At 45.2% G+C, this 21,781-nt stretch carries 23 protein-coding genes and 1 pseudogene; 13 read left to right on the top strand and 11 right to left on the bottom strand.

Annotation, left to right across the window (positions count from 1 at the left end; genetic code table 11):
- Positions 1 to 628 precede the first annotated feature (628 nt).
- The gene (gene ltaE, locus HRU42_RS14570) at positions 629 to 1,639 is read right to left on the bottom strand and encodes a low-specificity L-threonine aldolase (protein WP_295032049.1); all 1,011 of its coding nucleotides are present in this window, start codon (positions 1,637 to 1,639) and stop codon (positions 629 to 631) included.
- A gap of 370 nt (positions 1,640 to 2,009) precedes the next feature.
- On the opposite strand from ltaE, the gene HRU42_RS14565 reads away from it, so the two are divergent.
- Positions 2,010 to 2,642 carry a trimeric intracellular cation channel family protein gene (locus tag HRU42_RS14565; RefSeq protein ID WP_295032048.1) on the top strand — a complete coding sequence of 211 codons (633 nt, stop codon included), beginning with the start codon at positions 2,010 to 2,012 and terminating at the stop codon, positions 2,640 to 2,642.
- Between the two features lie 57 nt (positions 2,643 to 2,699).
- On the opposite strand, the gene HRU42_RS14560 is transcribed toward HRU42_RS14565, so the two are convergent.
- From HRU42_RS14560 to HRU42_RS14550, 3 genes are all read right to left on the bottom strand, one after another.
- Positions 2,700 to 3,542: a mechanosensitive ion channel domain-containing protein gene (locus tag HRU42_RS14560; RefSeq protein WP_295032047.1), complete on the bottom strand. Its 843-nt coding sequence runs from the start codon at positions 3,540 to 3,542 to the stop codon at positions 2,700 to 2,702.
- 155 nt (positions 3,543 to 3,697) lie between these two features.
- On the bottom strand, positions 3,698 to 4,267 hold the full coding sequence (locus tag HRU42_RS14555; protein ID WP_295032046.1) for an OmpA family protein: 570 nt from the start codon (positions 4,265 to 4,267) through the stop codon (positions 3,698 to 3,700).
- Positions 4,268 to 4,851: 584 nt separating this feature from the next.
- The gene (locus HRU42_RS14550; protein WP_295032045.1) at positions 4,852 to 5,412 is read right to left on the bottom strand and encodes a DUF4136 domain-containing protein; all 561 of its coding nucleotides are present in this window, start codon (positions 5,410 to 5,412) and stop codon (positions 4,852 to 4,854) included.
- A gap of 193 nt (positions 5,413 to 5,605) precedes the next feature.
- On the opposite strand from HRU42_RS14550, the gene HRU42_RS14545 reads away from it, so the two are divergent.
- From HRU42_RS14545 to ruvX, 4 genes are all read left to right on the top strand, one after another.
- Entirely contained in the window at positions 5,606 to 5,923 is a 318-nt protein-coding gene (locus tag HRU42_RS14545) for a hypothetical protein (RefSeq protein ID WP_295032044.1), read from the top strand.
- A gap of 231 nt (positions 5,924 to 6,154) precedes the next feature.
- Complete coding sequence (gene yciH / locus HRU42_RS14540; protein ID WP_295032043.1) at positions 6,155 to 6,484, top strand: stress response translation initiation inhibitor YciH; 330 nt, start codon at positions 6,155 to 6,157, stop codon at positions 6,482 to 6,484.
- A gap of 69 nt (positions 6,485 to 6,553) precedes the next feature.
- Complete coding sequence (locus HRU42_RS14535; RefSeq protein ID WP_295032042.1) at positions 6,554 to 7,114, top strand: YqgE/AlgH family protein; 561 nt, start codon at positions 6,554 to 6,556, stop codon at positions 7,112 to 7,114.
- A gap of 45 nt (positions 7,115 to 7,159) precedes the next feature.
- Positions 7,160 to 7,582: a Holliday junction resolvase RuvX gene (gene ruvX / locus HRU42_RS14530; protein ID WP_295032041.1), complete on the top strand. Its 423-nt coding sequence runs from the start codon at positions 7,160 to 7,162 to the stop codon at positions 7,580 to 7,582.
- A 66-nt stretch (positions 7,583 to 7,648) separates the two neighbouring features.
- On the opposite strand, the gene HRU42_RS14525 is transcribed toward ruvX, so the two are convergent.
- Positions 7,649 to 8,761, bottom strand: a complete 1,113-nt coding sequence (locus tag HRU42_RS14525; RefSeq protein WP_295032040.1) for a PilT/PilU family type 4a pilus ATPase — start codon at positions 8,759 to 8,761, stop codon at positions 7,649 to 7,651.
- 23 nt (positions 8,762 to 8,784) lie between these two features.
- Entirely contained in the window at positions 8,785 to 9,822 is a 1,038-nt protein-coding gene (locus tag HRU42_RS14520) for a type IV pilus twitching motility protein PilT (RefSeq protein ID WP_295032039.1), read from the bottom strand.
- Between the two features lie 36 nt (positions 9,823 to 9,858).
- On the opposite strand from HRU42_RS14520, the gene HRU42_RS14515 reads away from it, so the two are divergent.
- The 8 genes from HRU42_RS14515 to HRU42_RS14480 all read left to right on the top strand — a co-directional run bounded on the left by HRU42_RS14515 (position 9,859) and on the right by HRU42_RS14480 (position 17,119).
- Positions 9,859 to 10,560, top strand: coding sequence for a YggS family pyridoxal phosphate-dependent enzyme (locus HRU42_RS14515; protein WP_295032038.1), 702 nt, complete (start codon positions 9,859 to 9,861; stop codon positions 10,558 to 10,560).
- 132 nt (positions 10,561 to 10,692) lie between these two features.
- Positions 10,693 to 11,511: a pyrroline-5-carboxylate reductase gene (gene proC, locus HRU42_RS14510; RefSeq protein WP_295032037.1), complete on the top strand. Its 819-nt coding sequence runs from the start codon at positions 10,693 to 10,695 to the stop codon at positions 11,509 to 11,511.
- Between the two features lie 75 nt (positions 11,512 to 11,586).
- Positions 11,587 to 12,135: a YggT family protein gene (locus tag HRU42_RS14505; RefSeq protein WP_295032036.1), complete on the top strand. Its 549-nt coding sequence runs from the start codon at positions 11,587 to 11,589 to the stop codon at positions 12,133 to 12,135.
- Between the two features lie 6 nt (positions 12,136 to 12,141).
- The gene (gene yggU, locus HRU42_RS14500; RefSeq protein WP_295032055.1) at positions 12,142 to 12,477 is read left to right on the top strand and encodes a DUF167 family protein YggU; all 336 of its coding nucleotides are present in this window, start codon (positions 12,142 to 12,144) and stop codon (positions 12,475 to 12,477) included.
- A gap of 103 nt (positions 12,478 to 12,580) precedes the next feature.
- Complete coding sequence (locus tag HRU42_RS14495; RefSeq protein WP_295032035.1) at positions 12,581 to 13,015, top strand: DUF4426 domain-containing protein; 435 nt, start codon at positions 12,581 to 12,583, stop codon at positions 13,013 to 13,015.
- Between the two features lie 149 nt (positions 13,016 to 13,164).
- Entirely contained in the window at positions 13,165 to 13,767 is a 603-nt protein-coding gene (gene rdgB, locus HRU42_RS14490) for an RdgB/HAM1 family non-canonical purine NTP pyrophosphatase (RefSeq protein ID WP_295032034.1), read from the top strand.
- Between the two features lie 100 nt (positions 13,768 to 13,867).
- Entirely contained in the window at positions 13,868 to 15,004 is a 1,137-nt protein-coding gene (hemW, locus tag HRU42_RS14485) for a radical SAM family heme chaperone HemW (protein WP_295032033.1), read from the top strand.
- A 282-nt stretch (positions 15,005 to 15,286) separates the two neighbouring features.
- Positions 15,287 to 17,119 carry a DUF885 family protein gene (locus HRU42_RS14480; protein ID WP_295032032.1) on the top strand — a complete coding sequence of 611 codons (1,833 nt, stop codon included), beginning with the start codon at positions 15,287 to 15,289 and terminating at the stop codon, positions 17,117 to 17,119.
- A gap of 623 nt (positions 17,120 to 17,742) precedes the next feature.
- Here the strand turns inward: HRU42_RS14480 and HRU42_RS14475 are convergent.
- The 5 genes and pseudogenes from HRU42_RS14475 to trmB all read right to left on the bottom strand — a co-directional run bounded on the left by HRU42_RS14475 (position 17,743) and on the right by trmB (position 21,484).
- On the bottom strand, positions 17,743 to 18,684 hold the full coding sequence (locus tag HRU42_RS14475; protein ID WP_295032031.1) for a LysR family transcriptional regulator: 942 nt from the start codon (positions 18,682 to 18,684) through the stop codon (positions 17,743 to 17,745).
- Between the two features lie 443 nt (positions 18,685 to 19,127).
- On the bottom strand, positions 19,128 to 19,961 hold the full coding sequence (locus tag HRU42_RS14470; RefSeq protein WP_295032030.1) for a YggN family protein: 834 nt from the start codon (positions 19,959 to 19,961) through the stop codon (positions 19,128 to 19,130).
- 240 nt (positions 19,962 to 20,201) lie between these two features.
- Positions 20,202 to 20,376 (bottom strand): annotated as a pseudogene (locus HRU42_RS14465) (glutaminase); the annotation flags it as partial.
- Positions 20,364 to 20,687, bottom strand: a complete 324-nt coding sequence (locus HRU42_RS14460; RefSeq protein ID WP_295032029.1) for a YggL family protein — start codon at positions 20,685 to 20,687, stop codon at positions 20,364 to 20,366. The gene HRU42_RS14460 and the pseudogene HRU42_RS14465, both read right to left, overlap by 13 nt.
- An 80-nt stretch (positions 20,688 to 20,767) precedes the next feature.
- Positions 20,768 to 21,484: a tRNA (guanosine(46)-N7)-methyltransferase TrmB gene (trmB, locus tag HRU42_RS14455; RefSeq protein WP_295032028.1), complete on the bottom strand. Its 717-nt coding sequence runs from the start codon at positions 21,482 to 21,484 to the stop codon at positions 20,768 to 20,770.
- Between the last annotated feature and the right edge of the window lie 297 nt (positions 21,485 to 21,781).

Here is a 21,781-nt window from a genome sequence, read left to right as displayed (position 1 = left end):
GGGAAAAAGGAGTCAGGCTGCATTAGCACCAATCCCATGGGGAGTTGGTAAGCCTTGATCATTCACAAAACTATCTTATCTATGTCGACCACAGGAAAACGGGGCACCTTGTTTCTCACCTCACAGCGGTGAACTAGGAAGCCAAGCAGTGAGCCCGCTATAGGCTACAGTGAGTCATATCCTTTTATCGCCAAGATGATCACTCAAGGCTTCATTCAACACGGCAGTTCAGGATTTTATACCAGTTCCATTAAGTAAGTGATCATTCAGCGGGAGTTAAAAACGCTGTAGGCAAGTAAGGGGATTGAAGCTAATAGTTATTCTATATCGAGAGCCACTTGCGCAGCATAAAGTGTTTTTAAACCCGCACTACGTGAGCTTCTCAGGACTTCTACTTCTATGTTGCATTGTCTCAAAAGGGAATAACCATTTCCTTAACAATGCGCCGTGAATTAAAAGCCCTGAGAGGCTCTGAATTAATCATAAATTTAATGGAATTGGTATTTATACCAGTGACGGACAACAGATGCCCGGCAATGGTCATAATGGCCACTCACACTAACGATACGTTAATTAGGCGCTACTAGTAGCAATAACGAATCTTACTATTGGCCTCACTATCAGACCATTAAGCCAGCAAGCCTTTTAGTTTAGCGATAAAGGTATCAATATCGGCTCGACTGATATCGGCATGAGTCACTAGCCTCAAAGTTGAGCCAGGGCTGATTAATATCCCCTGAGACTTGAGCTCAGTGGCGATATGAGCGATGTCTACGCCCTGCTTCACCTCAGCAAACAGCATATTGGTTTGCACTAAGGTCAGGTCGATTTCAAATTCATCAAGCTCAGACAAACACTCAGCCAGATAGCGCGCATTGTCATGATCGATAGCCAGGCGATCGACTTGATCTGTAATGGCTAGTTTCGCCGCTGCGGCTAAAATACCGGCTTGGCGCATGCCACCGCCAAGCATCTTGCGCCAGCGCCTGGCTTTATGAATCAAGCGCTCATCACCTAAAAGCAAGGATCCTACCGGAGCACACAAGCCTTTAGAGAGACAGATAGAAACGGAATCAAAATATTGGGTGATGTCACCGATGGCGATATTTTGCGCAACCGCCGCATTAGCCACTCGAGCCCCATCTAGATGGATTTTCAGCTTGTTATCGAATGCCAAGGTTTGCGCTTGTGCCAAATAGGCCTGAGGCAAGACCTTCCCACCTATGGTGTTCTCGAGACTGAGTAATTTAGTTTGGGCGAAGTGCACATCGTCGGGCTTAATTGCGGCTTGAATGTCGGTGAGCAAGATACTGCCGTCAGCCTGGTTAGTCAGAGGTTGAGGCTGGATGCTGCCAAGTACCGCCGCGCCGCCTCCTTCAAACTTGTAGTTATGAGCCTGTTGGCCACAAATATACTCATCACCACGCTCACAATGAGCCATCAATGCCAATAAGTTTGCTTGCGTACCGGATGAAGTGAATAAGGCACCATCGAAGCCATACATCTCGGCGGCCATTGCCTCTAGACTGTTTACTGTAGGATCATCGCCATAAACATCATCCCCTACTTCGGCATTGGCTATTGCCGCGCGCATTGCAGTCGTTGGCTTGGTTACTGTATCACTGCGAAAATCGATCATCTTAGCCCCTGTTTATGATTTCGAGCCATGAATACTACTCTCAGAACATGGCGAGCACCAGTATTTATCCGCCAAAAATAATGGTCGTTAGAGCATAAGACAAGGTCAGAAATTTTCACCAACCCAACAGGACTTAACACACTAAAACCCCAACAACGCATTAACAATTACACCAGACCACGATAAAGCAACGGTTAGATTATATTGGATTATCAATACTAACTACGAAACAACCACAGGTAAGACATTAAAAGATAAATCCGAGAATTAATCATTATTATTTCTAATCCATAAATACAATATTTATACCTGTCTCTTTGGCTTTTTATCAGGCAAAATCCGCCTCCTTTTACTCGGTGGCACTCTTATTATGCAAGAAGTTCAATTTATCAGCCTTCTCTGGCTTATCGGTATCATAGCCGAAGCCATGACAGGTGCCCTATGCGCCGGAAAGAAGCAGATGGATCTCTTCGGCGTCGTCATCATAGGCTGTGCCACGGCTATTGGTGGCGGTACCTTGCGTGACATCATGCTGGGGAACTATCCCTTGATCTGGGTAGAGAACGTTCATTACCTTATCGCCATTGCATTTGCTTCATTGCTCACCGTGGTGATCGCCCCCGTGATGCGCTATCTGTCTAAACTCTTCTTAGCCATAGATGCCTTAGGCTTAGCGGTATTTTCTATTGTCGGTGCTCAGAAGACACTATTACTAGGGTTTAGCCCGCTAGTGGCCGTCGTAATGGGGCTAGTAACCGGGGTTTTTGGTGGCGTTATTCGTGACATCTTATGCAATCGAGTCCCGCTGATCTTCAAGAAAGAGCTCTATGCCCTAGTCGCCCTGCTCACAGCCGCTCTCTATGTGGGTCTTAAGTCATACGGAGTCAGTGAATGGATCAACCTAGCCATCTGTCTGCCATTTGGTTTCGGCTTGAGAATGTTGGCAATAAAATTCCATTGGGGTATGCCAAAATTTGATTATCAATATGGTGAGCTGCATTAGACCCTAGAACCCTAGAACCCTAAATTCTAGGATCTAGGGTCCTACTTGAACCAAGACTCAAACAAGCGAAGAGGGTATTACTGCAGGAGTCTCTTTCAAGTGAAGATCCATCTGAGGGTATGGGATACCTATGTTAGCTTCATCCAGTGCCAGTTTAATCTGCTCTAGAATTTCAAAATAAGCTGGCCAGTAATCGCTACCTTTAACCCATGGACGAACCACGAAGTTAATCGACGAATCTGCAAGCTCAGACAGTGCGATAGTGCAAGCAGGCTCTTTCAGTACATACTGGTTATTCTCGATAACGCGTGTCAGTACCTTCTTCGTTTCAAGAAGATCAGCATCATAAGAAACCCCGATAACGAAATCGACCCGACGAGTATCCATCGCAGAATAGTTGGTGATGGTGCCGTCCATCATGGCCGAGTTTGGCACCACGATAAGTTTATTATCCGGTGTCAGTAACTTAGTTGAGAAAATAGTGATCTCATTGACTGTACCCGCGATACCGGCGGCTTCGACATAATCACCAACACGACACGGGCGGAACATCACCATCAAGACGCCTGAAGCGAAATTAGACAGTGAGCCTTGCAGCGCTAAGCCAACCGCTAGACCCGCGGCACCGATAACAGCAACCAGTGATGCCGTCTGTACGCCAATTTGCCCAAGGGTGGCCACTATGGTGAACACAAACACCAGTGACCATGCCATATTTGCAACAAATGAGACAACCGTAGGATCAAGATTACGCTTGGTCATCAAGTTACTCGATAGTCTCTTAGCAATACCGGCACAATATTTACCGATGAGAAATATGATAATCGCAAAAACGATCTTCATCCCATAGGTCACGATAAGCTCTGGTGCTTGCTCGATCAAACCTTCCAAGTTTTCCATGTATTACTCCCTAAAAATGTCCCAAACAAATGTCTGGATTAACGTAATTAAAATCTAGCACCGAAAAACAGCTCATATAAATATGAGCTGTTTCATTTCAGGTTTAATTCAAATAAAAATTCTAAGCGGTTCGCTTGAGCACTTCTACTAGACACCTAGTGACTGACCTCCACCACAAAATTGACCCGTCGATTCAGGGCCCTGCCTACTGGTGTATCATTGGTACTAATTGGAGAGCGAGTTCCCATTCCCCTCACAATAAAGCGCTCCGGTTCAAAGCCATAATCATCGACTAAGATCCCCATGACTGTTTTGGCCCTTGCCTCGGATAAGAGCAGATTGGCCTCTACACTCCCGACGGAATCAGTATGTCCAATGAGGCATAACTTAACGTCATTTAGCTGTAAAAATTGTTTTATTTGGCCGAGGACTTGCCATTGGGAATAACGTATCTCAGTCTTAGCGAACTCAAAGTTTAACGCTAACTCAGTGACCTTGATACAAGTCGCGGGATATACCTTGTCATCACTTGTGATTAAACAAATCGGCTTAAATAATCGACTCTGGTCACAACCTGAAGCATCGACAAGTACGCCCAAGGAGGTATGCGGGCAGGCATCCTTGATATCCGGAACCCCATCTTTATCACTATCATTCCAGCCAAATGCTACCGGACTGAGAACGAGTCCGATAAAACATAATAAAATAAGCCAAAATTGATTCATCATTTGTAACCTATATGGCCATTGACGCCTATGGCTTGTGCCTAAAGCTTATGTAGCTCATCGGCCCTGGCGTGAAATGCTAAAAATTATCCTCGCACAATTGCGTATTTTATATCCTTCTGAAAATTTCGCAATTAATTAACATTATAAACTTTAGGCGAGTAACGAAAATATAAAGTTGACTCATGTCGCCAATCCAGTGAGTTAAGCCACTAAATCCTTGCTGTCAGTAGCCGTAGACAAACACGGTCAGTTCGAAAGCTAAACATATGGAGCGATTGAAATGACATTGGCTGTAGATCATAGATGACAGAGGCAGGGCTGTTCGCCAACATTCACCGTATGTCTGGTATGCGGCTAGCATAAATGCCATTCGTCAAACCACAGCTGTAAAAACTGATCCACTTGTACCACTCACCTAGTGCCTGATATGGACTCAGGAATAACCCCCTATTTAAGCTGGACTTTAGTCTATGTCTTAGCAGGCATAAATTGGCCAAAAAAAAGCGCTCCTGCTGGAGCGCCTTTCATCTTGTGCCGCATTAAAGCGAGATTAGTATATGAAGCTAACCGTAGCAGGAATACTAGTTAGCTTCTGGTTTAGGCGGATAATTAACTAACATCTCAGAGATAGCATGATTGATCACTTCAACGCGCTCCTCCGGAGTGTTCTGATCGCGTATGGTATCGGCAACAGAGCCACGCCAGATAAGCTTTCCGGTTTCGCGACTCACCATATCTAAGATCAAGGTACCGACTTCATATTCGCGCACCTTAGTCTGAGTGCTCATGTTACCGCTATAGCCCCATCCCCTTCCGTAATATGGGTTATAACCATAGTTAGTACTGAAGGTGTCTACGTTGATTTTTTTATCAACCTTAGTCAGATAGTTAACTAATATATCGGCTGTAGCCGCATCGGTGAGAGTGATGCCTTTCGCCGATAACTGGCTGTCTATTGCTGTACGAATACGTTGATCCATCAGACCATCCAGATGATATGTGCTGTCTTGGGTCTTTTTAACGATCCAGGCGTAGGTCTTTACATCGTCGAAATTTGCTGCTGAATCATAATCTGAACTCGTTTTCAAGGAACTACAGGCACTCAGTGCCAGGGCAACCAAACCAATTATAACCTTCTTCATTTTAACTCCATCAGATACGCATCTTGTAAAATTCACTTTATAATTTCAGCTTACATAGCAATGTCGCGATCTACAACTCAAATTTAACCTAATCAGTATGTCGTTCAGCTTGACTTCAGTTAACAGCTTAATGATAATGATTATCAGTTGAAAATTGCAGTGTGATCTTGAATTCTAAGTAATGGAGTCTCTTATGTTTTGGTTTATCGGTGCCTTCTTGATCGCTACTGCTATCTTTATTTTTGCTCCCGAACAAGCCTCGGTGCGATCAGAACAAGCTTCGAGCAGAAAGAGTCAGGGACATATCAGCCTATTTATCTTGCCTGTTATCGTATTAGCCTGGTTACTCTTTACCTTATTCGACGGACATAACGGCAACTATGGAGCGGCGGCAATAGGCTTCGTGTTAACCTCTTGCACCATTGCTCATTCAAAATTTCATAAGTTTATTATTCCTTGTGCCTCTGTCACTGCTGTATCACTGGTCATTGGATTCATGCTGGCAACATAGCTGTATCACTGGTCATTGGATTCATGCTGGCGACATAGCTGCTTTTATCAAAAGCGGTATTCCCCTTCAAAAATATAAAAATGAATGAGGCTAAAATTTGCTAGCCCACTGAGTTTCAACTATCTCATTGTCGCTCCAGCTTTACCTAGAAGACTTAATCAAGCATAAAGCTCCCATAAAATTATTCAGTTTGTTAAACTCCATGTATCAGCAGTTATTTAGTAGTCGCCCATGAGAAAAGATCCAAACGTATCCCTGGTCTACAGCACAGATATAGGCCGTATATCTCCCGACGTAGCACTCGAAGACATCCCCACTGGAGATGGTATCGTGCGTATCCATAAAGACACTAAAGGGCGCAAAGGCAAAGGCGTTTCTGTCATCAAGGGCCTAGGCTTGAATGACAAAGAACTAAAAGCCCTGGCCCAGAAATTAAAGAAACAGTGCGGCTGTGGTGGAACGGTAAAAGGGTTCAATATTGAAGTGCAAACTGACAACAGAGAGCAGCTCAAGACCTTACTGGAAAAACTCAAGTATACGGTAAAGCTAGCCGGCGGTTAGCAGTCTGTATCGTCCGGATTAGCCAGGCTAATTGTCAGTATCTATCCCCTCTTCCATGGAGCCTAATTAATGGAAAGTTTACAACACCACTTCTTAATTGCGATGCCCTCACTCAAAGACACCTTTTTCGAGCGTTCGGTGATCTATCTTTGTGAGCATGATGAGAAAGGCGCTATGGGGATCATGATCAACAGACCCATAGGCATAGAAGTCGATGAGCTATTGCAGCAGATGGAACTCGATGATGAACCTGAACTTGTTTCCTCCCTTGGCGCTAAAGTCCTCATCGGCGGCCCGGTGAATCCCGAACGAGGTTTTGTGTTGCACACACCTCAAGATTCTTGGAACAACAGCCAATCACTGACCGACGACTTGATGCTAACGACTTCCAGAGATGTGTTGTCGGCCTTAGGCAGTAAAGACGCCCCAAAGCAGTTTATCGTCGCCCTAGGCTATGCAGGTTGGAGCCGAGATCAACTGGAGCAAGAACTGGCGGATAATACCTGGCTCTCAATCCCTGCGAGTACGGCATTACTCTTCGATGTTAAGCATGAGGAACGCTGGCAAACAGCGACTGAGTCTTTAGGCTTCGACATATGGCAACTGTCGAATCAATCCGGCCATGCATAATTCCTCTGCCTCAACGGCTCCCTCATTTAAGAGAACAAGTATTTCATGAGTTCAATATCGGTATTAGGCTTCGATTACGGCACTAAAAGCATTGGCATAGCCATAGGTCAATCACTCACAGGCACAGCCAACCCAATCGGGTCAATGAAAGCCGTCGATGGCATCCCTAAGTGGGAAGAAATTGGCATGCTTATCGAGGAATGGCAGCCAGATATAGTGGTCGTGGGGCTGCCCTTGAATATGGATGGCACCGAACAAGAGATAACCCAGAGAGCGAAGAAGTTTGCCAATCGCATCAACGGCAGATTCGGCGTAAAAATAGCGACCCAAGATGAGCGCCTGACAACGGCCGATGCCAAGGCCAGACTGTTTGAGTTCGGTGGTTTTAAAGCTCTGACGAAGGGACAGGTCGATGCTATGTCGGCGGTATTGATCATAGAGAGTTACTTCGAAAACTTGTATGGCTAACTCTAGGTAATTCTAGGAACTCACATGTAAATGGCCAGTTTTTATACGCTGGCCATTTTACTTTCATCAGTCTAAATCTAGCGTCACCCCTTCCATAAAGCCTGAACCCGTTTGCTCTGAACTCTGCAACTTAATCATCAACCTTAAATCGTTAGGCGAGTCTGCATGATGTAAGGCATCGGCATAACTGATCTCACCCTCGGTATATAGAGCCAGCAAGGCCTGATCGAAGGTCTGCATCCCCTGCTCATTAGACTTGGCCATGGTCTCCTTGAGTGAATGCAACTCATTTTTCGCAATCAAGCTACTGATACGAGGCGTATTAATCAAAATCTCGATGGCAGCACGTCGCCCCTTACCATCCAAAGTCGGCACCAACTGTTGAGCTACGATTCCCCTTAAGTTCAACGAGAGGTCGAACAATAGCTGCCGATGCTTACTCTCCGGCACGAGATTCATGATACGGTCCAGTGCCTGGTTGGCATTGTTCGCATGTAAGGTCGCCATACATAAGTGACCAGTTTCGGCAAACGCCAAGGCGAATTCCATGGTCTCTTGAGTTCGAATTTCTCCGATTAAGATCACATCCGGCGCCTGGCGCAGAGAGCTTTTAAGCGCCGCAGCGAATGACTCGGTATCTATACCCACTTCTCTCTGGGTAATGATGCACTTACGGTGCTCGTGAACAAATTCAACCGGGTCTTCGATAGTCAGAATATGGCCGCGAGAGTTAGCATTACGGTAGCCCACCAAAGCGGCCAAGGACGTTGACTTACCCGTGCCCGTTCCACCGACCATGATGATGAGTCCACGTTTACTCATCACCAGATCTTTCAGGATTGAGGGAAGTTTCAGATCATCGACATCGGGGATCTGCGTCTCGATGCGGCGCATCACACAACCCGATGCTTCCCTCTGCCAAAAAGCACTGACACGAAAACGTCCCAAATCCTGCAAGGCAAAGGCGAAATTACACTCACGAGTCTGATGAAACTCCTTCTTCTGTTCATCACTCATCAAAGACTCGACAAAATCCAATGACTGGGCCGGTGAGAATGAAGTTTCGCTCAATGGTGTTAGCTCACCATCAATTTTGGCACTCGGGGGGAAACCCGCCGTGATGAAGAGATCCGAAGCCTTGCGATCTATCATCGTTTTTAAGAAAGGACGAACATCCATAATAAAACCTTAGCGATTAACCTTTAAAATTTTGTCTGTTTATTGGCACTCTTGTGCTGAGCATCTTCACGACTGATCTGACCGCGGTTGACCAAATTCTGCAGGCATTGATCTAATGTCTGCATACCATGTGACATACCGGTCTGAATCGCAGAGTACATCTGCGCCACTTTATCTTCACGGATAAGGTTTCTGATCGCTGGAGTCCCCATCATGATCTCATGGGCGGCGACACGCCCGCCACCGATTTTCTTGATCAAGGTCTGTGATATTACCGCCTGTAGCGACTCAGATAGCATGGTCCTGACCATGCCCTTCTCGCCTGCGGGGAAAACATCGACCACACGGTCGATGGTTTTGGCCGCTGAGGTGGTGTGTAACGTACCGAAAACCAGATGACCAGTTTCAGCCGCCGTCATCGCCAGCCTGATGGTTTCAAGATCTCGCATCTCACCCACTAAAATAACATCGGGATCTTCACGCAGCGCACTGCGTAAGGCCGCGTTAAAACTATGAGTATGACGATGCACCTCTCGCTGGTTGATCAGACATTGCTTACTCTTATGGACGAATTCGATTGGGTCTTCGATGGTGAGAATGTGTTCGTGACGGCTTTCATTAATATAGTCAACCATGGCAGCCAGAGTGGTACTCTTTCCCGAGCCTGTTGGACCGGTAACCAGGACTAGGCCACGTGGGAAGCTGGCAATTTTCTTGAAAATCTCCGGGGCGCCAAGCTGCTCCAGACTCAAGATATCGCTGGGAATGGTACGAAATACCGCCGCGGCTCCTCGCGCTTGGTTGAAGGCATTGACACGAAAACGTGCTAAATTGGGTACCTCGAAGGAAAAATCTATCTCTAAATGTTCTTCATAATCTTTACGTTGCTTATCATTCATGATGTCATAGACGAGTCCATGCACCCCTTGATGATCTAAAGCGGGTAAATTAATCTTTCTGACTTCGCCATCAACACGTATCATAGGCGAAACGCCAGCAGAAAGGTGTAGATCGGACGCCTTGTGCTTTACACTAAAGGCAAGTAACTCTGTGATTTCCATAGTATGGGATATCCATTCAATCAAAAAACTTACATCATGACAACAATAGCAGACAGGCTGGCTAACGCCCAGCATCGAATCGAACAAGCGGCACAAATATCATCACGAAATGTAGATGAAATTCAATTACTCGCCGTCAGTAAAACGAAGCCCAATGCAGATATCTTAGCCGCCTATGCTGCCGGTCAAAGACGATTTGGTGAAAACTATGTTCAGGAAGGCGAGTCTAAGGTTAACGCACTCAAGGACAGCTGTCCCGAAATAGAATGGCACTTCATCGGTCCCTTACAATCGAATAAGACTAAAATCATCGCCAGTCACTTCGATTGGATGCACACAGTCTCTCGAGAAAAAATAGCATCTAGGCTCAACGCGCAACGTCCAAGAGAGATGTCTCCGCTGAACATCTGCATCCAAATCAATATCAGTGGCGAAACCAGTAAATCAGGTACGACACCAGCGGAACTTAAATCACTGGCGAGCCATGTCGAGCAGATGCCAAATTTAACCCTCCGGGGTCTGATGGCCATCCCCACTGCAACGTCGGATAAAGAATTGCAAAGAAATGAGTTTCAGCAGCTACACGCGTTATATCAAGAGCTCAAATCACTCTATCCGCAAGTGGACACGCTATCCATGGGGATGAGTAATGATTTAGAACAGGCAATTGCACAAGGTTCAACCATGGTTAGAATTGGTAGTGCAATTTTCGGCGCAAGAGAAAGCACTAGCCTTTAGCCTTGTTTTAATCTACCAAGCCCATATGTCAGTCATTACTGACTCGTAACGAATTAATGGCAATGTGTTTGTCACCCGAAATAACGGCCTCAACGGAAGAGGCTAAAGTATAGAGAAATATTGAGAAGTATCATGGCTGAAAAAAAATTGTGCTTTATCGGCGCGGGCAATATGACTCGCAGTATCGCCACAGGGCTGGTCAACAATGGTTATCCGGCGGATTTAATTCATGCAACCAATCCCAGTGAAGCTAAATTAACAGAGTTACAAAAATCACTGAATATCGCCACCTCACATGATAATTTAGCCGCTGCGAAACAGGCTGATGTTATCGTGCTCAGTGTGAAGCCCCACTTCATGCAAGGGGTTTGCGAGCAATTAAGCACTTTAGATCTAAGCAATAAACTCATCATCACCATAGCAGCAGGCATTCCGGCCAAGCGTTATGGCGAATATTTTGGACAAGAGATAAAGCTTATTCGTACTATGCCTAATACTCCGACTCAAATTGGTGTCGGCATGACGGGTTTATACGCAGGAGATGAGATCTCACCAGAGCACAAGGAACTGTGTGAACAATTGATGCTGAGTGGCGGCGAAATCGTTTGGGTTGACAGTGAGTCCGAACTCGACCAAGTCATCGCATTATCCGGCAGTTCACCCGCTTATTTCTTCCTCTTTATGGAAGCGATGATCGACAACGCCAAAGCATCGGGAATGGATGAACACAAGGCAAGACAACTCGTTCAGCAAGCTGCATTAGGCGCGGCTCAAATGGTCAAACAAAACCCAGAGTTGACGACTGCGCAACTGAGAGAGAATGTGACCTCAAAAGGAGGTACAACGGCTCAAGCTATCGCCGCTCTCGAAGCCGGTAATTTAAGGGGCATAGTCAAACAAGCCATGGATGATTGTGTGGCTCGCTCGCAAGAGATGGCCAAGCAATATTAACGCGCTTAAGCCAAGCAGTTATACCGACATTTAACCAAGAATGAATTTTTGATTAATTATAAATAGAGAAAATACATGAATGCACTCAGTTTTTTAGTTAGCACAGTTTTCGACCTGTATCTGATGGTTGTGATTATTCGCATCTGGCTTCAGCTCGCTAAAGCCGACTTCTATAACCCTTTTAGTCAGTTTATCGTAAAAGCCACACAGCCTATCGTCGCCCCGATGCGTCGTGTCATACCTTCCATGGGAGGTTTAGATACCGCCTCGCTGGTGTTGGCTTTTATGGTGGTCATCGCAAAATTTGTGCTATTGAGTCTCATCGCTGGCGCCGCGATTAATCTACCAACGATCTTATTAATCGCAGTCGTATCGGTATTTAAGCAGGCCGGAGTCTTACTGTTCTGGATGCTGATTATCCGTGCAATCTTAAGCTGGGTGAGCCAAGGTCATAACCCTATCGAGATGGTAATGGGTCAATTAACCGAGCCACTACTATCACCCATTCGCCGCATGCTTCCGCAGATGGGTGGCCTAGATCTCTCACTATTGGTGGTGATGATCATTCTAAATTTTGTCAATATGCTCTTAGCTCAATATGTGCCTTTTTGGGCTAACGTCTAGGTCATGATGCTAGCGGTATCTATGCAGCAGGACTCCCTGCTGCTGAACCTTTATATCCAGCCCAAGGCGAGCCGGAATACCATTGTAGGTGTTCACGGTGATGAGCTAAAAATAGCCATCACGGCACCACCTGTGGATGGAAAAGCCAATGCTCACCTGATCAAGTTTCTCTCGAAGGCATTTAAAGTACCTAAGGGGGACATAAGAATCTTAAAAGGAGAACTCGGCCGACATAAACAGGTCGAGGTGTTAACGCCTAGAGTCATCCCCGAGCAGATAGCAGCTCTACTGGAAGACACTGGCAGTTGCAGCCTCAAAAGATGGGTAAATTTTGTAAATTGATAAATCGAACCAAGCGAGTCATGGGCTAAACACCTATACTCAAATATATGATAACCATAACGAGTTACCGCCATTGTAAGTCCATTACCCTAGGAGCAGCGTCATGTTTAGAGCAATTTTATCTGTACTCATACTTACCCTTGCCTTCGTTGGCAACGTGTCAGCAGAGCAGAAACAAAAAGTTGGCAATTACGATATTCACTACGTGGCCCTAAGCAGCACATTTTTAACCCCCAGCATAGCTAAGTCCTATGGTATCAAACGCAGTAGCTACATCGGCATCGTCAATATTTCAGTGCTAGACACTAGCCAGGAAGGCAATCCCCCCGTGCCGGTTGAGATCTCTGGTATTGCTAACAACCTACTCGATGCCCGCATAAACCTTAAATTTAGAGAGATCCGTGAAGGAGAAGCTATCTATTATGTCGCCGAAGTCCCTTTCAGAGATGATCAAGAGATCAATTTTAAAGTCGCCATTAAATATAACAACAAACTCAATACCCAATTGAAGTTTAAGCAAAAATTTTACGTCGAGTAATTTTTACGCTTCATCATAAACCCGGGAACTAAAAGCAGTGGTTTTTAGTTCCCACTCCCCAGCTAAAATTGCTGCAATATCTGCTATCGTTTCCCTTCCTCCTTGGTTATCATGACGCCCAATTACCAAACCCCCTACAAAGGTCTCTAATGGATAAATTCGTTCTCGCCAGTGGCAATAAAGGCAAACTCAAAGAGTTTTCTGAAATTTTCTCAGCATACGGTGTAGAGGTGCTTCCTCAGAGCCAATTCGATGTAGAAGAAGTCCCAGAAACCGGAACGACCTTCGTTGAAAATGCCATCATAAAAGCCCGCCATGCTGCCGAAATCACCGGACTCGCGGCAATTGCCGATGATTCAGGCTTAGAAGTTGACCTGCTCGATGGCGCACCAGGGATCTACTCGGCTAGATACGGCGGAGAAAATGCCGGCGAGAAAGATAACTACATTAAGTTGTTAGATGCACTAAAAACTAATTTAGAAGGGAGAACCGCCCGCTTTCAATGCATCTTGGTCTATATGCGCCACGCAAAAGATCCGACCCCCATTATTGCTCAAGCATCATGGGAAGGAAAAATAGCCTTCCAAGCGAGCGGAGATAACGGTCATGGTTACGATCCTATCTTCATTCCTAATGAGCATAACTGCTCCGCGGCAGAGCTAGATAGCGAACAGAAGAATCGCCTCAGCCACAGAGGAAAGGCGATGAAGCTATTGATCGATGCCATGATACGTAAAGGTATGATTATTTAATGTTAACTCTGCCTCCTTTGAGTCTATATATTCATATTCCTGGGTTTGGTTTAGACAGAAGTGCCTCAGGTATTACTTCTGCGTATAGTAAGGATATCCTATGCTAACTCTGCCTCCTTTGAGTCTATATATTCATATTCCTTGGTGTGTGCAGAAATGCCCCTATTGTGACTTCAACTCCCACGGTCAGAATGGTGAGCTGCCACAGCAGGAATATGTCGACGCCTTACTTGCCGATCTTAAAAGCGATCTTCACTATGTACAGGGGCGCGAGATACACACGATCTTTATCGGTGGCGGCACGCCCTCGCTGTTCGACGCGGCTCAAATCGAGAGGCTGCTCACGGGTGTCAATGAGATGATCCCCTTCAGTGACCAGATAGAGATAACCATGGAGGCGAATCCTGGTACGTTAGAGCATGACGACTTCGAAGCGTATTCTAAAGCCGGTGTTACCCGATTATCTATCGGCGTTCAGAGCTTCTCAACCGACAAGCTGAATCTATTAGGCCGTATACATGGTAAAGATGAGGCCGAAGTCGCGGCGCAGAAGGCCCAGAGCTCAGGTTATCGCAGTTTCAATTTGGATCTGATGCATGGACTGCCTAACCAAAGTTTCGAAGAAGCTATGGCTGATATCGACACGGCAGCTAAATTGTCTCCGCCTCATCTGTCCTGGTATCAGCTGACCATAGAACAGAACACCCTGTTTCACTCTAAGCCCCCGCAATTGCCTGATGATGAAGCCCTATGGCACATCTATGAGCAAGGGCAGAAAAAATTAGCCGAGCTGGGTTACGAGCAGTATGAGATCTCGGCATACGCGAAACCCGGTTTTCAGTGCCAACATAATATCAACTACTGGCAGTTTGGTGACTACTTAGGCATTGGTTGTGGTGCTCATGGCAAGGTGACCCTGCTGCAACAGAACCAGATATTACGTACAGTAAAGATAAAACACCCTAAGGGCTATTTAGCGGCCGATAAGTACACCTTCGACACCATAGAAGTGACTGAAGATGAACGTCCGTTAGAATACCTGATGAACCGATTCCGCCTTATGTCCGCCATACCTAAGACCGAGTTTGAGCAAAGAACCGGCTTATCTCACCGGGTGATCGCTCAAGGAATAGAAAAAGCTAAAGGCAAAACGTTATTAATTGAAAACGACACTCACTGGGAACTGACCGCCAAGGGTAAGATGTTCGTGAACGAACTCTTATCCCAATTCTGTTAATCGGCTCGAAGTTAGCAAGCTTCTTGTACCTGGCTTTAACTAAACTCGGTACAGGAAGCGTTAAATACAGAAATGCATTTACTGAAGCTTGATCTACAGAGGTCTCGCTTGCCGATAATGCAGCCCAGTTCGCGGCAATTTAAAAAAATTGTATTTTTAAGGGCTAACTGTTTGAATTAGCACCGATGGACACATTTACTAACACTTAGATCAAAACATTAACGATTAGCTTTATTAGGATTAGCGTTACTCTTTAACAATCCACAACAATAAGACTAATTCATGCCTATAAAAACTAAAACTAGCTTACTAGCCTTAACGTTAGCCGGCCTTATCGGCTGCGGCGCAGCTCAAGTTCCATTACTGACCCCTAGCGAGCCGGTGGCCTACAAAGCCGAGAGTGAGTCAGAAAAAGCCAATGCTCTTTTTGAAGCCATATTCATGGAAAATGTGATGGCCAGTCCTATCTCCCAAACACATTTAGGCATTAAAACCGATTATGATAAGTGGGACGAACGCGGCGAAGAAGCCGATGCCCAAGACTTAGCTCGGTCACAAAAACACCTTAGGCAACTTAATGCTATAGATCAGACTAGGCTCGATAGCCAAGCCAATCTCAGCTACACGCTACTAAAGCAAAAACTCGAGCAAGATATTAACGATTACCAATGGCGCTATCATAGTTATCCAGTGAATCAGATGTATGGTGGCCACTCTATGGTCGCCTCTTTCTTAATCAACCAGCATCAGATCACAGATATTTCCGACGCCAAGGCTTATATCAGTCGCCTCAATGGCGTGCCTAAATATCTGCAGCAGCTTGAAGACTCTTTAGCAGTTCGAGCACAAAAAGGCATCATAGCGCCTAAGTTTGTTTTCCCCCACGTACTGTCCGACAGTAAAAACATCATCACGGGTCAGCCTTTCGATTCGAGTGAAGACAGTGCCCTGTGGGCCGATTTCCAGCGTAAACTAGCCAGCTTAGACATAGATGAGAATGACAAACAGCGGCTGTTAAACGATGCAAAGCAGGCATTACTAACCAAAGTTAAGCCGGCATATGTTCACTTAATCAGTTATATCACAGAACTCGAGACCCAAGCCGATACACGAGATGGTGCATGGAAGTTCCCTCAAGGCGAAGCCTATTACAACAAGGCTCTGGCGCGCACGACTACGACAGACATGACAGCAAACCAGATCCATGAACTTGGCATTAGCGAAGTTGCCCGTATCCATGGCGAGATGCGTGACATCATGAAGCAGGTCGGCTTTGAGGGTGAACTGCAAGCCTTCTTTAAATTTATGCGTGAAGACAAGCAGTTCTATTATCCGGCTACCGATGACGGACGTGAAGCTTACTTAAATGATGCGATTGCACTCATAGATACTATGTCTTCACGACTCGATGAGGTGTTTAACGTCAAACCTAAAGCACCTATGATAGTAAAACGTGTTGAGGCATTCAGAGAAAAATCTGCTGGTAAGGCTTTCTATAACCAGCCTTCACCGGATGGGACCAGACCAGGTACCTATTACGCTAACTTATACGATATGAAAGCCATGCCTAAGTACCAGATGGAAGCCCTCGCATACCATGAAGGAACCCCAGGTCACCATATGCAGATAGCCATAGCCCAAGAACTTGAAGGGGTTCCTAAGTTCCGTAAGTTTGGTGGCTACACGGCTTATATCGAAGGTTGGGGCCTGTATAGTGAGTACTTCCCCAAAGAGATGGGACTCTATTCAGACCCCTATTCTGATTTTGGTCGACTCGCCATGGAACTATGGCGCTCATGTCGTCTGGTGGTAGACACCGGCATACACGCTAACAAATGGACCCGTGAACAGTCTATTGCTTACTATGTCGATAATACCCCCAATGCTAAATCAGACGCTGTTAAGATGGTTGAACGACATATCGTTATGCCTTCCCAAGCCACGGCTTACAAGGTGGGCATGCTGAAAATTCTCGCCTTGAGAGAGAAGGCGAAAAAATCATTGGGTGATAAATTCGATATACGTGAATTCCACACCTTAGTGCTGCAAAATGGCCCCTTGCCATTAGATATACTCGAAGATCAGGTTGATCTTTGGCTGTCTCAGAAAAGTTAGTATCTATGTCTATACGAGAGGGGCTATTTCAACCTAGCCCACTTTCTTATTGATGATGAAAGCGCCTCTTTCTCACAGGCAATAAAAAAGCCACATTGATTAAATGTGGCTTTTTTATTGGGTCGACTCTGTACTGCTTATTCAGACTTATTTTAGTCCGTAGCAAGCTTGTAGGGTACAGAGAGACGAATATCTTCTAGTTAAAAATACCCCAGCAACTAGGCTGGGGTAAACCAAAACTAGGATAATGGTTTTAAGGCCGGCATTGTTTTAGTTCTTAAAGCTCTGCCAGCATTGATGCGGAACTGCAGTAACGCTAATCTGTATAAGTTTAGTAAGAGGGGTCATTCTTAATAAACTTATAAGATTCAGATTATCCCATATCAACTGTCACCAATTGTATTGATTTAAGAACAAACCGCAAGGAGAATACGACGCAAGCATTAGACAAGGGTAAACTAACCGTGAGAACAGCCCGACCATCTAAAGACTTAAATTGTTGATACAACTCGAAAAAACCAGCCTTTAAACGAGGGGGCGGTTGATAGTTTTTAATATAGAACAATGTTTCCTGAATATCCGGTAAACTTATTCACATTCAGGATACATTATGACATCAAAAATCACTTCCTTTTCGCGTACAACTCAACGTAAGGGGCATCCCAATATGGCGGAGAACCAATATGTCCCTTAATGAAATCGATAAAGGCACTGACTTTAGGCGCCAAGTGCTTCCTTCTCGGATATACGGCTTGAAGGGGGAGATTGTGAGTAAGCTGCCAGTCTTGAAGCAGAGGCACTAAGGTCCCCTTCTCAATTTCATCCTCAAGCAGGTAACTGGCGAGATAAGCAATGCCTAACCCACTGACAGCGGCGGATTTTAAAGCAGGTGCATTGTCTACTCTGAAGTTCCCTGAGACACCTATCTCACAGTAATCTTCACCCTGCTTAAACTGCCAAACACTGTGTTCATGCCACTCGCCATGGTAGACCAAACAGTTATGATCGACTAACTGCTCTGGGCGATCGAGTTGTCCATGTTTCTCAATATATTCCGGAGAGGCGGCAAGTAAAAAATGACACTTCATTAAAGGTCTGGCAACCATACCTAAGGGCAGTTGCTCTGACATAGTCAAAAGAAGATCTAACCCTTCGCTGACGACATCGACTTTATGATCTAACAAACTAATTTGTAACTCTAACTCGGGGTGAGTATTCATAAACTCTGGCAAGGCGGGAATGATATGCATGGTACCAAATGACTGAGATATGCCGACCTTTAACACACCTCGAGTAGCATCATTTAGGTTATGAACGCTAGCAATGGCTTGATCGGCATCCCTAAGTAACTCCTCACCTTGTGTGTATAGCAGCTGTCCAGCCTCAGTTAAACTCAGGCTACGAGTCGTGCGTTGAATTAACTGAACTCCCAATTTATGTTCAAGATCGGCTACTTGCGTACTCACTTTGGATTTAGATATTCCCAACTTTCTCGCCGCGGCACTAAAGCTCCCAGCTCTGGCAACATGAGTAAAAATTGCGATAGGTTCCAATAGTTCTAACATGTAAATCGCCTTAGGGTGTTTACGACACTAATAATACTGACACTAAATATGAGTAAACCGAATTTTCAGAAACGACAAGTAATCGTTAAAAACAGTAACTTACAAAGTGAAAAGCACACTGGAGTAGAGTCAGATATATGAACCACTCAATAATTGAGGGTCCGTTTGTTATTATTTTTTATAAGTATACCAAAGATTTGCGCTTTAATTCTAATGCCTAATCGATAATGTTGATTCTACAAGGCTAAAAGCGATAGAAACACTAGAAATAACGATTAATAAGAAGAGGCGAAACATAGAAAAACCCCTGTATTAAAGTCAAATACAGGGGGGTTGCGAATATGGAAAAGGGGCAACAGGGTCCAAGGTCCAAGGTCCAAGGTTTCAAGGTTTCAAGGTTTCAAGGTTTCAAGCTATGGCTTCACAGCCAGTATCAAACTAGATTATTCGAGCAATTCCACTTTAGGCGCATCGATAAGTGAATATTCTTCCAACTCAGGCACTGCGATTCTTAATTTTTGCTCAAGGGCGATCAAGTTCTGGAAGTTATCACACATCTTGTCCGCTCTCGCCTCAAGATCTTGCGCTTGAGCTTCCATCTGCTGCTCTATGTCTTGGCCAACATTTTCCATTTTTTGGCCAAAAGACTGCATTTTCTGCTCAAATGAATCGCCGTCACCGGAAAGCATCTCGCTGCCTAAATTGATCATCATGGTGCCGATGGAATTTTTGACTAATTGCTCAACTTCTTGCTCAAACTCTTCGCCAAAAGTATCTTCTAAAGAAGATTGAGTCGACCCTAGGTAGAACTTATCGCCATTTTGATAGGCAAGTTTCTCGATTCTCTGTTCTAGGCCATCCATCATTTCATCAAGTTTAGCGCCCGCTGCATCACCCAGTAGCGGGGTTAGCGCCATACTCGCCGCAGTAGATGCGATATTCACCGCGTCATGAACCAGGGCTATAACTTCCGGCACTTGAGTCGACACTTGGTCTGAATACTGGGTCAAGAGTAGCTGCTGTGTGGCATTCAATGTCACTCGCTCGCCTTGAACATAAAGCTTACCCATCTCGATGCGATACACTTCTTTGCCTTCGTCACTTATCGCCAGCAGCTTAGGCTCTACTGTGATGTCATAGTTGAGTGCAACCTCGCAATGACTATTGTCGCTCGAGTATGAAGTCGATGAATGATCTTCGTGGGCAGATACAGAGCTAATCGTTCCGCTAGCAAATAAGACCGCGCTGATCCCAATAGAAGTGGCTAATTTTCTCATCAAATTTATCCTTAATTAAAATATTCTGTCGACAATCGCTGAGTAGCAGTTGCTATTTATGTGCTGACATCGACGATGACTCTCATATTAATCAATAAGCACAAGCCATGCCAAAACACATAACAACTGATAAACATGGATTTTATGTATAATTAAGGGGGTATAGAAACAGAAGTGTAGTGAATAAAACCACTAGTTGGTCAATTCAACCTGTAGCAGTGAGTTAAATGATTGTCCCTAAGGTTCCTTACCGACGCGAGAGCATATCTCATGCTCTTCATAGAGAGTTAACACCCATTTCATTAGGATTAACGTTCGCCGAAAAGGGAATATAGTCAGCCACTTGGCCTAGCAGGGGCCGAACGTTATCGACCACCTGCTCGAGTAGTGCAAGTTGGGGTACTAACTCCACCAAATATCGTATAGCTCGCTAATCACAACGTCTGATACCGTTTGTCCCTTCCAGAATTCAGTGACGGCTGTGCGATCATCTTCGCTGCACTTACCAATGAATTGAGTGGCTATGATACCTTCCCACTGCTTATGACCACCGCCGTGAAAGCCTAGTTGACGGGGCTCTATCACCTGATCGATAAACTGATCCACGATAGTATCAATCTGCTCTTCTGATACAGACTCATCGAAAGTCCAATTAACATCGAAACCAAACTCTTGAAATTCATCTACGCGTAATTTTTTTCGTAAACGACGACTGCGTGTTGCCATGGTAAATCCCACCTTAATTTAAATAACCTATAAAAAATAATCTTGTTTGCCAGTATTGATTCAATGAATACTCAGCAAATTTAATCGATACGCTCGAACATGATGTCCCAGACACCATGGCCTAACCTGTGACCTCTGGCTTCAAACTTAGTCAGAGGACGATGCTCAGGACGCGGAACCACATCACCTGTAGTCGATTGGTTTTGATAACCTTCAGCTGCGCCCAAAACTTCGAGCATATGCTCGCTATAGTTTTCCCAATCCGTTGCCAGATGAAAAACGCCACCCATTTTTAACGTGCGACGGATCTGCTGCGCAAACTCAGTTTGTACGATGCGGCGTTTATGATGACGCTTCTTATGCCAAGGATCTGGGAAGAAGAGCTGCACTCGCGCCAGAGAACCGGCGACAATACTGTTTTCTAATACTTCGATAGCGTCATGATGGAACACACGTAGATTAGTCACACCAGCTTGTGCGGCATCGGATAAGCAAGCACCGACTCCAGGTTTATGAACTTCTATGCCGATGAAATTGAGTTCCGGTGAGGCCTTAGCCATCTCAACAAGAGAGGCGCCCATGCCGAAACCTATCTCGAGTACAGTATCAGCCTCTCGGCCAAATACCTGAGCCAGATCAAGAGGCTCTGGCGAATAATCTAGTCCCATTAATGGCCATTGCTGTTCCATCGCGGCAGCCTGACCTTTAGTCAATCGGCCTTCTCTTAATACAAAGCTTCTTACTTTGCGAAGGTACTTACCTTCTTCATTAAATTCCGCGGTTGTCACGTCGCTCATTTTCGCCCTCAGTCTGGCAGGATTAATAGAAAAGAAAGGCATTATCCAAAGATTGTAAGTCAGTGCAAGCCTTAGTTACTGTTAATTGGATTAACAACAAGTCGGCAAAGTATACCAAGTTTCTCCAAAGCTGCGAATTTACTCCGTTTGAGCTTAGTTAAACGAGTGGCGCTGGAATCAAGCAATAAGTGCAACACGCTTACCAGTAAAGACCTCGAGGGGTGTTAGCCCGCCTAATATCTTTCTTGGCGTTAAATTTAGTTGCAATATTCTGTTCTCGATTTCCTCCTCTGTCAG

It is taken from the genome of Shewanella sp., from assembly GCF_013214165.1.
Classification (GTDB): domain Bacteria; phylum Pseudomonadota; class Gammaproteobacteria; order Enterobacterales; family Shewanellaceae; genus Shewanella.
This window is presented reverse-complemented; position numbering and strand designations above follow the sequence as displayed.